Source organism: Variovorax sp. 05T418, from assembly GCF_056396385.1.
The window spans coordinates 42,985-56,494 of the sequence record NZ_JBFTLJ010000002.1; the positions used below are offsets into that span (position 1 = coordinate 42,985).

The following is a 13,510-nucleotide window of genomic DNA, read 5'->3' on the forward strand; positions in this document are numbered from 1 at the left end:
TTCAGCCGCCGCTGCCGTGGTCCTTCGCCGCCCCGCCGCCGATCATCAGCCAGGCGCTCAAGGCGCTGAGCACGGCCAGGCCCGCGCTCAGCAGCATCACCCAGCGAAAGCCCGCGACGAAGGATTCGGCCACGGCCTTTTTCAGGGCCGCGGCGGTGGCCGCATCGACGCCCGGCGGCAGCGCGGCGCCGGCCAGCTTGCTGCGCTCGCCCTGGAGAAATGCCGTCGCCTCGGGCGATGCGCCGATGCCGTGCAGGTTGTCAACCAGCGCGCCGTCGAAAGCCCAGGCCATGACGACGCCGAACACCGCAATGGCCAGCACCGCGGCCGCGCGCGACACCGCGTTGTTGACGCCCGAGGCCACGCCGGCCTGCTCCGGCCCCACCGCGTTCATCACGGTGGTGGTGAGCGGCGCCACGGTCACGGTCATGCCGAAGCCCAGCACCACCACCGCGGGAAGGAAGCCGCGCCAGTAGCTCGCTTCCACGCCGGGCACCGCGAACAGTGCGAAGCCCGCCGCGGCAATCGCGGGGCCGATCACCAGCGGCAGCCGCGGGCCGAAGCGGTCGACCAGTTGCCCGGCCCAGCCCGAGAGCGCGAACATGATGAGGATGAACGGCAGCAGCGCCGCGCCCGCCACCGTGGCCGAGTAGCCCTGCACCTGGATCAGGTTGAGCGGAAAGAAATACAGCCCGCCGCCGAGCGCCGCATACAGCAGCAGGGTCAGCAGGTTGGCGCCGCTGAAGTTGCCGATGCGCAGCAGCGCGAGCGGCAGCATCGGCGTGCGCGCACGGCGCTCCACGGCAATGAAGCCCGCGCTGGCGGCGATGCCGATGCCCAGCGCCGCCAGCACCGCGGGCGAACGCCAGTGCTGCGTGGGCGCCTCGATGAACGCATAGACGATGCCGCCGAGGCCGGCCGTGGCCAGCAGCGCACCCATGAGATCGAGCCCGCCGCTGGCCGACGAGCCGCGGCTCTCGGGCACGTGGCGCCATGCGATCCACAGCACCAGCAGCGCCATCGGCACGTTGATGAGGAAGGCCCAGGCCCACGAGAAGTGATCGACCAGGAAGCCGCCGAGCACCGGCCCCGCGGCCGCCGTGATGCCGCTGAAGCCCGACCAGACGCCGATGGCCTTGCCGCGCTCCTTCTCGGGAAATGCGGCGCTGATGAGCGCGAGGCTGCCGGGCACCAGCAAGGCCGCGCCGATGCCCTGCACCGCGCGCGCGGCAATCAGCTGCTGCACGCTGCCCGAGAGCCCGCAGGCCACGGAAGCAAGGGCGAAGATGCCCACGCCGATCGCAAAGATGCGGCGCCGCCCGAAGTGGTCGCCGAGCGCGCCGCCCACCAGCAGCAGCGCCGCCAGCAGCAAGGCATAGGACTCGACCACCCACTGCGCCTGGAACGCCGTGGCCCGCAAATCGGCCTGGATGGCCGGCAGCGCCACGTTGACCACCGTGCCGTCGATGAAGGCCATGCTCGACCCCACGATGGCCGCGGCCAGCACCCAGGGCTTGGACGCGTCGGGACAGGCGCCCTCCTGCGTCTTGGCGCCATGCAGGATCAATGCGTTGTCGCAGGGTGCCTTGCCGATCTGTGCCATGGTGAGAGCTCCGATCTATCTGGAAGCAGATGCCTGTCTTGCTCCTTCCCCCTCCGGGGGAAGGTCGGGATGGGGGCTGCTCGCAACTGGACGCCACGCATCGATGAGCGCCGTCGTGCCCCCACCCCGGCCCTCCCCCGGAAGGGGAGGGAGAAAGAGAATCAGGCCGCACATAAGGTCGCGGACGGATTCGCCCGCGCCGCATTCACGCTGCGCGCAATGGCCGCGGCTGCCGCGGCGGTGATGCGCTGCGCGCCCTGCGCCACCGCATCGATGCCGCCTGCGACCGCTTCGCCCGCGTCCAGCTGGCACACCACGGTGCGCGGCTCGTCGGAGCGCCGCAGCGTCCAGTTGAAGCCTGCATCCACGCGCCCGCCATCGACCGCGTCGAACCGCCGCACCTGCACAGCGATGCGCCACACGGGCTGCGCGGACGGGCGGCCGCCCTTGGTGACATCGAGCGCACCGAGCCGCGCCGCGATGCCGCTGGCCAGCGCGTCCTGCAGCTCGTTCTCGAACGATGCGGCCCAGCGGTGCTGCTCGAGCACGTCGACCTGCACGCTGCCGCCCGGCCGGCCCACCACCATCTGCGGCCGCGCGAGCCGCTCGGGCACCGCCACCGGCGCCAGCTCGATGTAGAGCGGCGCCGCGGTGCCGAGGGTCGACGGGGCCGCCTCCGCGGCCGGCACTGCGCTGGCGAGCGTGTAGTAGCTGTCGGGCTTGCTCGCGCAGCCTGCGAGGACCATCAGCGCCGCGACGGCAGCAAGCGAAAGCAGATTCTTCTTGTTCTTCATTTCTTGTCGTCCGGTTTGCCGCGCAGGAGCGACTCGGGATGCCGCTCGAGGTAGTCGGTCAGCACGCGCACCGAGCCCGCGGCGCGCGTGAGTTCGCGCAGCGTCTGGCGCATGTCCTGCTGCAGCGGAGAGTCGTCGGCCAGCGTGCGCTCGGCGCTGTTGACGGTCTTGCGCACATCCTTCATGGCGGCGGCCAGTTCGGGCGTCAGGTCGGTGTTGATGCGGTTCACCGCCTGCTCGGTGCTGGCCAGCGTCTTGTTGAGCGAGGCCAGCGTGGTGCGCAGGTCGGCCGCGATCTGCTCGTAGGGCACCCTGTTGAGCTTGCTTGCGATCTCCTGCACCTGCGACTGGATCTCGTCGAGGCTGTTGGCAATGGTGGGCAGCTCGATCGGGTTCTTCGTCACGTCGATGCGGGCGGGCGGCGCCTTGGGGAAGAAGTCGAGCGCCACGTACACCTGCCCGGTCAGCAGGTTGCCGTTGCGCAGCTGCGCGCGCAGCCCCTTCTCGGCCAGGAAGCGCAGCCGCTCCTGCTGGGTGGCGCGAGACTCCACGCCGCTCTCGCCCGCGCGGCGGCGCAGCCGGTCCGGATAGACCTGCACCAGCACCGGCATGCGGAACTCGCGCTCGGCGCGGTCGAACTCCACGCCGATCGACTTGACCTCGCCGATCACCACGCCGCGGAAATCGACCGGCGCCCCCGGCGTGAGGCCGCGCAGCGACTGGTTGAAGTACATCAGCAGCGTCTGCGGCGGACCGTCGGGTTCCTTCATGGCCGCGGTTTCGTCCTGCGCCAGCGTGAAGGCCGTGTTCTCCTTGGCCAGCGGGCCCATGGCGTCGTCGGGCGCCTGGAAGGCGATGCCGCCGAGCAGGATGGTGGCGAGCGACTGCGTGCGCAGCGTGAAGCCGCTGGCGCTGAGCTGCGCGTCGATGCCGCTGGCCTGCCAGAAGCGCGTGTTGACGCCCACGAACTTGTCGTAGGGCGCATTGACGAAGATGCGCAGCGTCACGCCGCGGCCGTCGCCGTCGAGTTCGTAGGCCGCCACCTGGCCGACCTTGATGCGCCGGAAATACACCGGCGAGCCCACGTCGAGCGAGCCCACGTCGGTGGCGCGCAGCAGGAACTGCTGGCCCGAGGCGTCGCGCGTGACGATCGGCGGCACCTCCAGTCCCTTGAACTCGCTCGCGGTCTCGTTCGACACGCCCGCGTCGGCGCCGATGTAGGCGCCCGACAGCAAGGTGCCCAGGCCCGAGATGCCCGAGGTGTCGAGCCGCGGCCGCACCACCCAGAAGCGCGAATCCTCGGCGGTGAAGCTCTCGGCTTCCTTGCTGAGCTGCACGGTCACGCGCACATGCGAGCGGTCGCGCGCGAGCTTCAGGCTCTGCACCGTGCCGATCTGCACGTCCTTGTACTTGACGGCCGTCTTGTTGGCCTCCAGGCCTTCGGCCGTGTTGAAGGTGAGCACGATCTCGGGCCCGCGCTGCATCAGGATCCGGACCACCAGCATCACGCCGACCAGCGCGGCAACGATGGGGATCAGCCAGATCAGCGAGGGCAGCCATTCGCGCCGGCGCACCACGCGCGGCGCAGGAAGCCCGGGCGGGGGGGATGGATCGTTGGGGGGTCTGGCTTCGTCGTCGCTCATGCTGGCTTGTGTTCCCTGTTGTCGCGTGCCGGTTCCCGGCGTTCCCGTTCGGCTTCCTGCTGCTGCTCCTGCCGGCTGTCCCAGTTGAGCCTGGGGTCGAAGCTCAGCGAGGCCAGCATCGTCAGCACCACCACCGATCCGAAGGCCGCAATGCCGACGCCCGCGTTGATGACCGCAAAGCCCTGGATCTGCACCAGGCCGGTGAGCAGCGACACCACGAACACGTCGAGCATCGACCAGCGGCCGATGATCTCGATGATGTGATAGAGCCTGGCCCGCTCGGGCCGGCGCCAGCTGCTGCCGCGCTGCGCCAGCAAGGCCAGCAGGATCAGCACCGTGAGCTTGAACAGCGGCACCAGGAAGCTCGCAATGAAGATGATGGCCGCGAGCCCGTAGGCGCCCGATACCCAGAAGTAGATGACGCCGCTCAGGATGGTGTCGTACTGCGCGCCGAAGAGCGTGCGCGTGATCATCACCGGCAGCAGGTTGGCCGGGATGTACATGATGCACGCCGCAATGAGGAAGGCCCAGGTGCGGTTCAGGCTGTAGGGCTTGCGCGTGTGCAGGTGCGTGCCGCAGCGCCCGCAGGGCTCGCCCTCGGCGGCGCCGCGCCAGACGGCATCGCAATGCGGGCAGGCCAGGAGGCCCAGCGCGCTGGCCGTGGCCACCGGCGCTTCGGCGTCGTCCGGCGCCTGGAATTCGCCTGCGCTCACGCGGCCTCCCTGCCGGGCTCGCCGGATTCGCCGGGCGGGCGAAAGGTCATTTCCCAGAAGGCATTGGGGTTGAACGAGAGCACCGCGGTGAGCAGCACCGTGAGCGCCATGAAAGCCCACAGCGCCGGCCCCGCCACCACGCTCGCCATGCTCGAGAGCTTGACGATCGCCACCAGCACGCCGAGCAGGAACACCTCGATCATTCCCCAGGGCCGCAGCATCTGCATGGCGCGCACCAGGATCGCAAAGCCGGCCGGGCGGCGCTCGCGGCTGAGCGGCACCAGCAGGTAGGCCAGGATGCACAGCTGCATCAGCGGAAAGAGCAGCGTCGTCGCCAGCACCAAGAGCGCCACCACCGACATGCCCTCGCGGCTCAGCACCAGCACGGCGCCGGCCAGCGTGGTCTGGCTGCGCAGGCCCTGCAGCTCGATCTCGACGATCGGGAACAGGTTGGCAATGGCGAACATGATCAGCGAGGCCACCGTCAGCGGCAGGATGCGGCGCTGCTGGTCGCCCGCGTGGCGATAGAGCTCGGTGCCGCAGCGGGCGCAGCGCGACACCTCGCGCGGCTTCAGCGGCGCGCGGCTGAAGACCGCATCGCAGCCCGGGCAAACCACGGTTCCAGGTACTTCCGTCATAGGGGCGTACCCTAACCTATTCAGCCGCCCTGCCCCGTCGTCTTCAGCCGCAGGCTGCTGAAGACCGCCGCCAGGCCCGCGCAGCAGGCCGCCAGCACCAGCGCCACCACCGGGCCGCGGCCGCCATGCGGGGTCCAGATGCTGAACACGCCGGCCAGCACCACCGCGCCCAGCGTCTGCCCCGTGAGCCGCGCCGTGCCCAGCATGCCGCTGGCCGCACCGCTGCGGTGCGCCGGCGGCGAGGTCACGATGGTGTGGTTGTTCGGCGACTGGAACAGGCCGAAGCCCAGCCCGCACAGCGCCATGCGCCACGCGATGTCGGCATTGCCCGGATGCGCCGGCAGCGCCGCCAGCAACGCCAGGCCGATGGCGAGCAGGCCGAGGCCAATGCCGCCCAGCAGCCCGTCCGGATAGCGCCCGATCAGCCGGCCCGCGATCGGCGCCATGGCCACGATGGCCAGCGGCCAGGCGGTGATGAGCAGCCCGGCCTCGATGTGGCTGCGGCCGTACACCTCCAGCAGCAGGAACGGCAGCGCAATGTAGGCCAGCATCTGCGCGCAGAAGGCCGCCACCGACGTGCCCATGGAAAGCGCGAACACCGGAATGCGCAGCAGGTCGATCGGAAACAGCGGCACCGCCAGCCTGCGCTGGCGCCGCAGATAGACGAAGCCCACCGCCACGCCGGCCAGCAGGATGGCCCAGGCCGAGGCCTGCGCGCCGCCGGGCACGCCGCCCTCGCGCACGCCCAGCCGGTCGACGCCCAGGAACACCAGCGAGAACATCAGCACGTTGAGCGCCACGTCGATGGGCGAGAAGCGCAGGCCCGCCGCCGGCGCCACGCGGTTGAACGGCAGCGCCTTGAGGCCCAGCGCCAGCGTGATGGCGCCCAGCGGCACGTTGATGGCAAACAGCCACGGCCATGAAGCCACCGAGAGAATGGCGGCCGCCACCGAAGGCCCGGCCACCGAGGACGTGGCCACCACCATCGAGTTGATCGCCATGCCGCGCCCCAGCAGCGCCGACGGGAAGGTCAGCCGCACCAGCGCCGCGTTCACGCTCATGATGCCGGCCGCGCCCAGGCCCTGGAAGGTGCGCGCGGCAATCAGCGTGGCCAGCGAATCGGCAAAGGTGGCGCCGATCGAGGACACCGTGAACACCGCCATGCCCACCAGGTAGACGCGCCGGTAGCCGACCAGGTCGCCGAGCGATGCCAGCGGCAGCAGCATCACCAGCGTGGCGATCTGGTAGGCGTTGACCACCCAGATCGCATGCGAGGGGCTGGCCTGCAGTTCGCGCGCAATGCCCGGCAGCGCCAGGTTGACGATGGTGCCGTCGAGCACCGCCACCATGATGCCGAGGATGATCACCAGCATTGCGCGCCGGCGCGCGGGCTGGTCCAGCCCGTCGGCGGCCTGCCCGGCGTTGCCCTCGACCGCCGCCGCGGCTTGCATGTGCGCTGCGCCGCTCACGCCTCTTGCGTCCTGCGCGTGGGTTCGGAACGCACGCTGCCCAGCGTGAGCCAGGTCAGCACCAGCGCGATCAGCGCGCCGCCGGCCATGCCGGCCACCATCGGCAGCGGGCGGCCGTCGGTGAAGAGGCCCACCACCGCCATGGCCAGTGCGCCGGTCAGCATCTGCAGCGTGCCGAGCAGCGCCGAGGCCGTGCCCGCGATGGCGCCGTGCATCTCCAGCGCCAGCACGCCGGTGGTCGGGATCACCAGGCCCATGAAGCCGGAGGCGATGAAGTACAGCACGATCAGCACCCAGAGGCTGTCGCCGCCCGCGGCAAAGTACGCGAACATCGCCAGCATCGCCATGCCCGAGGCCACCACGCCGAACTTGACGAGGCCCACCAGCCCGAAGCGCTCGCCCAGCGAACCGGTGAACTGCGAGGCACCGATGAAGGCCGCCGCATTCACGCCGAAGGCCACGCTGTAGAGCGCGGGCGACAGGCCATAGTGGTCGATCATCACGAACGACGAATTCGCCAGGTAGGTGAAGAAGCCCGCCATCGCAAAGCCGCCGATGAACACCAGCCCGAGGTAGTGCCAGTCGCGCAGCAGCACCCCGTAGGCCGACAGGGCGCTGCCGAGGCTGCTCTCGACGCGCTCCGAGGCCGGCCGCGTTTCGCGCAGCTGCGTGACCATCATCGCAAGGCCCGCCACCGCGGCAATGGTCACGGCCCAGAACACGCCGCGCCAGCCCGCCACCGCAATCACCGCGCTGCCCGCGAGCGGCGCGAGGATCGGCGACACGCTGAACACCAGGATCAGCAGCGACATGAGGCGCGCGGCATCGGTGCCGGTGTGCAGGTCGCGCACCACCGCGCGCGGAATCGCCATGCCGGCCGCCGCGCCCAGGCCCTGCACGAAGCGCAGCGCGATCAGCGTGTGGATGTCGGTGGCCAGCGCGCAGCCCACGCTCGCCAGCGCGAACAGCACCAGCCCGGCGTACAGCGGCGGCTTGCGCCCGACCATGTCCGAGACCGGCCCGTACAGCAGCTGGCCCGCGCCCAGCGAAAGAAAGAACGCCGTGAGGCTCATCTGCACCGCGCCGATGTCGGCGCGCAGCGCCTGGCCGATGGCCGGCAGCGCCGGCAGGTACATGTCGATGGCGAAGGGCCCGATGGCCGAGAGCAGGCCCAGCAGCAGGGCCATCTTGAAAAAAGGAGACGAAGAACGCATTGGAGCGATTGTCGCCAAGCGCGGCATCCGGTGCAGGCGTGGGGTCGCCGCGTCGCCGTTGCTAATTCTGCGCAAAGAGTACGACCTTCGTATTCACGCCATGCGCATGCACGATTTTCGACATACGCAAGGAGGCAAACGCCCGCTACGCTATCGCCTTTCCGGCCGGTTTTGCACAACGAATCACAGCATCGCATCCAGGAGAAGCACCCCATGGCCCTCGCCCGAACGATCCATGCCGACCTCTTTCGCGTCTTCCTTCTGACCCTGGTGTCGCTCTTCGCCATTCCGGCGGCGACGCTGGTCTTCACGGAGTACGCGCTGCGCACGGAGGACGCCGAATTCCTGCAGGCGATCGAGAAGCGCATCGCCTCCGACACCAGCCTGTCCGCCGGCAACAAGGCGCAGGCCACCGAGTTCTACCGCGGCCATCCGCTCTCCAAGGCCTGCAGCGCGACCGCGCCCGAAGACAAGAACTACCACGACAAGGTGTGCAGCCCCTACTCGATGCACTGGCAGTTCCACTGGGCCGACCGCGCCGCCGGCTGGACGCTGGTTCTGGGCGCCGCCCTGCTCGCGGCGGCGCTGGTGCTGGGCGCCTTGGCCTTTGCCAACCGGGGCCTGCGCTATGCGAGCTTCGTGGCGGGCTGGCGGCTCATGACGGTGTCGAGCGCGCTCGAGGTCGCGCTGCAGGGCGCGATGCTGGTGTGGCTGTCGTTCTGGGTCACGGCCTACTTCTGGCACAGCTACTACGTCAAGCTGATCATCATCGCGGGCATCGCGGCCGCGGTGGCCGTGTTCTATGCGATCTACACGCTGTTCAAGAAGCTGCCCTTCGGCAACGAGATCGAGGGCGAAGTGGTGGCCGAGGCCGATGCGCCGCGCCTGTGGGAGCGCATCCGCCAGCTGGCCGCGCGCGTGAAGACCGCGCCGCCCGACCAGATCGTGGCCGGCATCGACACCAACTTCTTCGTCACCGAGGCGCCCTGCGAGGTGGGCGGGCGCACGCTGAACGGCCGCACGCTGTTCGTGAGCATTCCGCTGCTGCGCGTGCTCGACCAGTCCGAGGCCGACGCGGTGCTGGCGCACGAGCTGGCCCACCTGGGCGGCGGCGACACCCGCAGCAGCGCGGCGCTCGGCCCCAAGCTGCTGCAGTTCGACCAGTACACCTGGAAGATGCGCGACGGCGGCCTGAGCATCGTGGCGCACTACCTGCTGCGCCTGTATCGCATGATCTTCGCCTTTGCCCTGGCGCGCGACAGCCGCGAGCGCGAATACAAGGCCGACAGCGTGTCCGCGAGCCTCACGGCGCCCGGCGCCATCGTGCAGTCGCTCATCAAGATCGCGGCCTATGCGAGCTACCGCAACGACGTCGAACGCAAGCTCTTCGCGCAGGACCGCCAGCACGACGGCGCGCTCGGCATCGCGGGCTTCGTGGCCGCCGGCCTGCCGCCCTATGCCAGTTCGGATGCGTTCGTCGAAACCATGAAGACCGCCGACGTGCCGCACCCCTACGACAGCCATCCGCCGCTGCTCGAACGCATGCGCAACGTCGGCCACCATGTGCCCGAAAGCGCCTACGGTGCCATCGTCGCGACTGCGCCCGCGGCCTCGTGGGCCGACGACATCGAAACCGCCGCCGCCATCGAACAGCGGCTGTGGAGCGACTACGAGCAGCGCTTCGTGCAGAACCACGAACTGAGCCTCGCCTACCGCTACGAACCGGCCACCGAGGAGGAGCGCGCCGTGGTGCTGCGCCACTTTCCGCCGGTTGCCTTCGCGCTGAAGAACGGCGAGAGTATCGAGGTGAGCCATGCGGGCCTGCGCCAGAGCGTGGATGGCGGCTCGACCGTCGGCTGGGACGAGGTCAAGGACCTGACCTTCCAGGACAACACCTTCGGCGACCTGCTGGTGGTCACGCACCACGACAAGGGCATGCTCGGCGCGCGCACCACCAAGCTCAAGGTGGGCGGCCTCGGCAAGCAGAAGGAGAACTTCAAGGGCGCAGTGGGCCGCTACTGGCAGCGCCACCAGATCATGCGGGCGCAGCAGCAGCAACAGGCCTCGCCCGAGCCCTGAACGAACCGAAAGGCGCTGCTCAATACAAGGTGGCGCGCTGCCGCGCCGGCAGTTCGCGGTCGTAGCTCTCGCCATCGAAGGCGGCATCGGTCAGCGCCGACAGGATGGCGCCGGGCGTGGGCACCTCGCGGCGCGAATCCGCCGGCAGCGGCGCCCACAGCTTCGAGCGCTGGATGGCGCGCGCACACTGGAAGAAAACCGATTCCACCCGGATCTCGATCACGCACTGCGGCGGCTTGCCCTCCATTGCGAAGCGGGCCATGAGCCCGGGCTCGGTCGTGATGCGCGCCCTGCCGTTCACGCGCAGGGTCTCGCCCACGCCTGGAATCAGGAACAGCAGCGCCACGCGCGGATCGGCCACGATGTTGCGCAGGCTGTCGATGCGGTTGTTGCCGCGGCGCTCGGGCAGCAGCAGCGTCTTCTCGTCCTGCACCGCCACGAAGCCCGGCGGGTCGCCGCGCGGCGAGGCGTCGAGACCGCCGGGCCCGGTGGTGGCCAGCACCGCGAAAGGAGAAGCGGCAATCAGCGCCTGGTAGCTCGGGTGCAGCCAGGGCACCTCCTTCTTGAGCGAGGCCTCGCCGGCTTCGCCGAACAGCGCTTCGAGCTGCTCGATGGTGTCGATGGCATGGGTCATGGGATCACTCCTTGTTGCTTGTCCGGCGATGCCGACGGGTTCCTGCCGCAGGCCAGCGCCGCCGCGGCCAGCAGCAGCGCGCAGATGCCGTACAGCCATGACGATGCCACGACCGGCAGCAGGAGCCCGGCCAGCATCGGCCCGATGCCGGCGCCCACGTCGCGCCACACCGCGCGCGCGGCCAGCGCATGCATGCGCTCGGGCCCCGACGTGCGGTGCGCCACGATCGGCGGCAGCAAGGGCAGCTGCAAGGCGCGCAGCACCACGATCAGTGCCGCGCAGCTCCACAGCCAGCCCAGCCCGAAGCCGACCAGCGCGATCGCGGTCACGAGCGAGAGGCTCACCAGCAGCCGCTCGGCACCGAAGCGCTCCGCCATGTGGCCGCCGACCGGGCTCAGCAGGATTTCCGCGAGGTAGCGCAGCGCCATCAGCGAACCGGCCATGACCACCGCGCCGCCCGGCATCAGGTCCTTGCCCAGATAGGACAGGCCGACGATGAAGAGCCCGTCGAGCGTGAGCCCTTCCATGAACGACCAGGCGTCGAGGCTGTTGGGCCGCTTGAAGCGGCGCGCGGGCTGGCTGTGTGCGCTGCCGTGCGGCGCCGCAGGCAGGCGCCGCGTGGCCAGCACCGCCGCCAGCGAGAACGCCGCAAGAATGCAGAAGATGATGCGCGGTCCGGCCCACAGCGCCAGCAGCGCGCCCAGCGGCAATGCGAGCACCGGCCCCATCGCGATGAGCGCGCGCGAACGCCCGCTGCGGCGCGCCGCGCCGAGCAGCTCGGCCGTGGCCAGCGACTGCGTCGACAGGTTGAGCGCGGCAAAGCACAACCCCCACACGAGCCGCAGCGGCAGCAGCGCCCAGAAGCCCGAGAGCATGGCATAGCCGAGTCCGCAGAACGCAGCCGCCACCACCGCGATGGTGCAAGTGAGCCGATCGCCGTTGCGCGCATAGAAGCGCGCCACCGCACCGTACCCCGCAATGCGCACGAGCCGGTTGGCCGCGAGCAGCATGCCGGCCTCCGCCAGCGTGACGCCGAACTGCCCCGCATACATCGGCAGCAGCAGGTAGAGCACCACGTCGGCCGGCAGCGAAAGGCCGAGCGCAATGGCCGCGTGGCGGGAGTTCAGGTCGGTGGCGGCAGGAGCTGGAGCGGGCGTGGTGCGAAACATCGAGCCCGCATCGTGCGCCGGCGCAAGGCATGCCGACAAACGACATTAACGCCCGCCATGCGTGAGAAAATTGCACGCATGCCGCTTCGAGAACCGCCCCTCAATGCCGTGCGCGCCTTCGTCGCCGCGGCCCGCCACCAGAGCTTCACGCGCGCGGCGATCGAACTTCATGTGACGCACAGCGCGGTGAGCCGGCAGATCAAGAGCCTGGAGGAATGCCTGGGCGTCGCGCTGTTCGAGCGCCGCATCCGCCAGGTCGCCCTGACCGCGGAGGGGCAGCAGTTCTTTGCCGAGGCAGGCCCGGCCATCGCGCAGATCCATGCGGCGGCGCGTGCATTGCAGGCGCAAGGTCCGGTCCGTGCCGTGAGGATCAACGTGCGGCCCTCCTTCGCGGTGCGGTGGCTCATTCCGCGCCTGCCCTTGTTCGTCGAACGCTACCCCGAGATCGAGCCGCAGGTGGTCACGAGCACGGTCATGCCCGAGCAGGCCGCGGGCAGCTTCGACATCGCGGTGCGCCGCGGGCTCGAGGGCTGGCCGCCTTCCATCGAGGTGCGCCCCTTCCTCGAAGACGAGGTGCTGGTGGTCGGCGCGCCGGCGCTGTTCAAGGCGCATCCGCTTTCGGACCTGCGCGCGCTGGCCTCGCACGTGCAGCTGTCGGCCCGCACGCGCAAGGAAGACTGGGACGCCTGGAAGAAGCACGTCGGCGCACCGCGCGCCAAGCCGGCGGGGCGGCTGCAGTTCGACCACCTGCACTTCGTGCTGCAGGCCGCGGTCGACGGGCTCGGCATCGCATTGGCGCCGACCTCGCTGGTGGCGCACGACCTGGCCTCGGGCCGGCTGCAGTCGCCACTGCCCGCGCTGCGCATGCCGCTGAACCGCTACTACTACGGCCTGTCGCCCGGCGCCGCGCCGGAAGCCGCGTACGTCGCGCAATGGTTCGAGGAAATGATGGGCCCGCGCTAGAAAAGCGAAGCCATCCCGTTCGGCCGTGCGCCTTCGATGTCGAGCATGCGCAGCTTCGTCAGCGCGCCGCCGCCCGCCGAAAAGCCGCCGGGCTTGTTGCCCGCGGCCAGCACGCGGTGGCACGGCACCACGGGCGCAAACGGGTTGTGGCCCATGGCCTGGCCCACCGCGCGCGACAGGCCCTTGTCGCCGAGTTCGGCCGCGATCTCGCCATAGGTGCGCGTCTGCCCGGGCGGAATGCGCCGTGCGATCGCATAGATGCGCTGGTGGAATTCCGACACATGGCTCATGTCGAGCACGATGCCGCTGAGGTCGTCATCGGATTCGCCGTTCAGCAGGCCCTGGATGGCCGCGATCGCGCGCCGCGCGCTTTCGGGCGGCTCGGCTTCGCTCAGGTTTGCAAAGCGGCGCCGCATGCGCGCCCGCGTGGCAGCCTCACCGTTTTCTTCGGGCAGCTGCACGCCGACGAGTCCGCGCGGACCCCAGGCCAGCGCGCAGGTGCCGATGGCGGTTTCGAACAAGGCAAAGCCTGGCTCGATGGTTTCGCTGCTGGTGCTGCCCGATGCTGCATTCATCGCGCCATTTTCTGCC

Annotated in this window: 12 protein-coding genes; 2 read left to right on the forward strand and 10 right to left on the reverse strand. The window is 70.0% G+C overall.

All coding sequences use genetic code 11. The annotated features are described in order from the left end of the window. Position 1 precedes the first annotated feature (1 nt). The 7 genes from AC1DMS_RS03555 to AC1DMS_RS03585 form a co-directional block, all read right to left on the reverse strand. The gene (locus AC1DMS_RS03555; protein WP_478180664.1) at positions 2–1,603 is read right to left on the reverse strand and encodes an MFS transporter; all 1,602 of its coding nucleotides are present in this window, start codon (positions 1,601–1,603) and stop codon (positions 2–4) included. 161 nt (positions 1,604–1,764) lie between these two features. Further along, positions 1,765–2,397, reverse strand: coding sequence for a PqiC family protein (locus AC1DMS_RS03560; protein WP_018904464.1), 633 nt, complete (start codon positions 2,395–2,397; stop codon positions 1,765–1,767). Continuing rightward, a complete protein-coding gene (locus AC1DMS_RS03565) occupies positions 2,394–4,040 on the reverse strand; it encodes a PqiB family protein (protein WP_478180665.1) in 1,647 nt (548 codons plus the stop codon). The genes AC1DMS_RS03560 and AC1DMS_RS03565 overlap by 4 nt, the downstream gene beginning before the upstream one ends. Continuing rightward, positions 4,037–4,753, reverse strand: a complete 717-nt coding sequence (locus AC1DMS_RS03570) for a paraquat-inducible protein A (RefSeq protein WP_018904466.1) — start codon at positions 4,751–4,753, stop codon at positions 4,037–4,039. The genes AC1DMS_RS03565 and AC1DMS_RS03570 overlap by 4 nt, the downstream gene beginning before the upstream one ends. Further along, entirely contained in the window at positions 4,750–5,391 is a 642-nt protein-coding gene (locus AC1DMS_RS03575) for a paraquat-inducible protein A (protein WP_018904467.1), read from the reverse strand. Before AC1DMS_RS03575 ends, AC1DMS_RS03570 begins: the two co-directional genes overlap by 4 nt. A 20-nt stretch (positions 5,392–5,411) precedes the next feature. Beyond that, complete coding sequence (locus AC1DMS_RS03580) at positions 5,412–6,842, reverse strand: MFS transporter (RefSeq protein ID WP_478180806.1); 1,431 nt, start codon at positions 6,840–6,842, stop codon at positions 5,412–5,414. A 14-nt stretch (positions 6,843–6,856) separates the two neighbouring features. After that, the gene (locus tag AC1DMS_RS03585; protein ID WP_027729600.1) at positions 6,857–8,047 is read right to left on the reverse strand and encodes a multidrug effflux MFS transporter; all 1,191 of its coding nucleotides are present in this window, start codon (positions 8,045–8,047) and stop codon (positions 6,857–6,859) included. Positions 8,048–8,287: 240 nt separating this feature from the next. Here AC1DMS_RS03585 and AC1DMS_RS03590 point away from each other — a divergent pair, with 240 nt between their 5' ends. Then, positions 8,288–10,153, forward strand: a complete 1,866-nt coding sequence (locus AC1DMS_RS03590) for a M48 family metallopeptidase (protein ID WP_478180666.1) — start codon at positions 8,288–8,290, stop codon at positions 10,151–10,153. Between the two features lie 19 nt (positions 10,154–10,172). Here AC1DMS_RS03590 and AC1DMS_RS03595 read toward each other — a convergent pair whose 3' ends face one another. Next, on the reverse strand, positions 10,173–10,787 hold the full coding sequence (locus AC1DMS_RS03595; RefSeq protein WP_012748001.1) for a pyridoxamine 5'-phosphate oxidase family protein: 615 nt from the start codon (positions 10,785–10,787) through the stop codon (positions 10,173–10,175). Further along, positions 10,784–11,956 (reverse strand): MFS transporter, encoded by a 1,173-nt coding sequence (locus tag AC1DMS_RS03600; RefSeq protein ID WP_478180667.1) that lies wholly within the window; start codon positions 11,954–11,956, stop codon positions 10,784–10,786. Before AC1DMS_RS03600 ends, AC1DMS_RS03595 begins: the two co-directional genes overlap by 4 nt. A 78-nt stretch (positions 11,957–12,034) precedes the next feature. Here AC1DMS_RS03600 and AC1DMS_RS03605 point away from each other — a divergent pair, with 78 nt between their 5' ends. After that, on the forward strand, positions 12,035–12,919 hold the full coding sequence (locus tag AC1DMS_RS03605; RefSeq protein WP_478180668.1) for a LysR substrate-binding domain-containing protein: 885 nt from the start codon (positions 12,035–12,037) through the stop codon (positions 12,917–12,919). Here AC1DMS_RS03605 and AC1DMS_RS03610 read toward each other — a convergent pair. Then, the gene (locus AC1DMS_RS03610) at positions 12,916–13,494 is read right to left on the reverse strand and encodes a methylated-DNA--[protein]-cysteine S-methyltransferase (RefSeq protein WP_369663033.1); all 579 of its coding nucleotides are present in this window, start codon (positions 13,492–13,494) and stop codon (positions 12,916–12,918) included. The two genes, AC1DMS_RS03605 and AC1DMS_RS03610, sit on opposite strands and share 4 nt — an antisense overlap. Positions 13,495–13,510 lie beyond the last annotated feature (16 nt).

Coding starts and splice junctions, on each gene's coding strand:
- AC1DMS_RS03605 (WP_478180668.1), top strand. CDS start 12,035: ATGCCGCTTCGAGAACCGCCCCTCAATGCCGTGCGCGCCTTCGTCGCC.
- AC1DMS_RS03590 (WP_478180666.1), top strand. CDS start 8,288: ATGGCCCTCGCCCGAACGATCCATGCCGACCTCTTTCGCGTCTTCCTT.
- AC1DMS_RS03555 (WP_478180664.1), bottom strand. CDS start 1,603: ATGGCACAGATCGGCAAGGCACCCTGCGACAACGCATTGATCCTGCAT.
- AC1DMS_RS03585 (WP_027729600.1), bottom strand. CDS start 8,047: ATGGCCCTGCTGCTGGGCCTGCTCTCGGCCATCGGGCCCTTCGCCATC.
- AC1DMS_RS03560 (WP_018904464.1), bottom strand. CDS start 2,397: ATGAAGAACAAGAAGAATCTGCTTTCGCTTGCTGCCGTCGCGGCGCTG.
- AC1DMS_RS03595 (WP_012748001.1), bottom strand. CDS start 10,787: ATGACCCATGCCATCGACACCATCGAGCAGCTCGAAGCGCTGTTCGGC.
- AC1DMS_RS03610 (WP_369663033.1), bottom strand. CDS start 13,494: ATGAATGCAGCATCGGGCAGCACCAGCAGCGAAACCATCGAGCCAGGC.
- AC1DMS_RS03580 (WP_478180806.1), bottom strand. CDS start 6,842: ATGCAAGCCGCGGCGGCGGTCGAGGGCAACGCCGGGCAGGCCGCCGAC.
- AC1DMS_RS03575 (WP_018904467.1), bottom strand. CDS start 5,391: ATGACGGAAGTACCTGGAACCGTGGTTTGCCCGGGCTGCGATGCGGTC.
- AC1DMS_RS03600 (WP_478180667.1), bottom strand. CDS start 11,956: ATGTTTCGCACCACGCCCGCTCCAGCTCCTGCCGCCACCGACCTGAAC.
- AC1DMS_RS03565 (WP_478180665.1), bottom strand. CDS start 4,040: ATGAGCGACGACGAAGCCAGACCCCCCAACGATCCATCCCCCCCGCCC.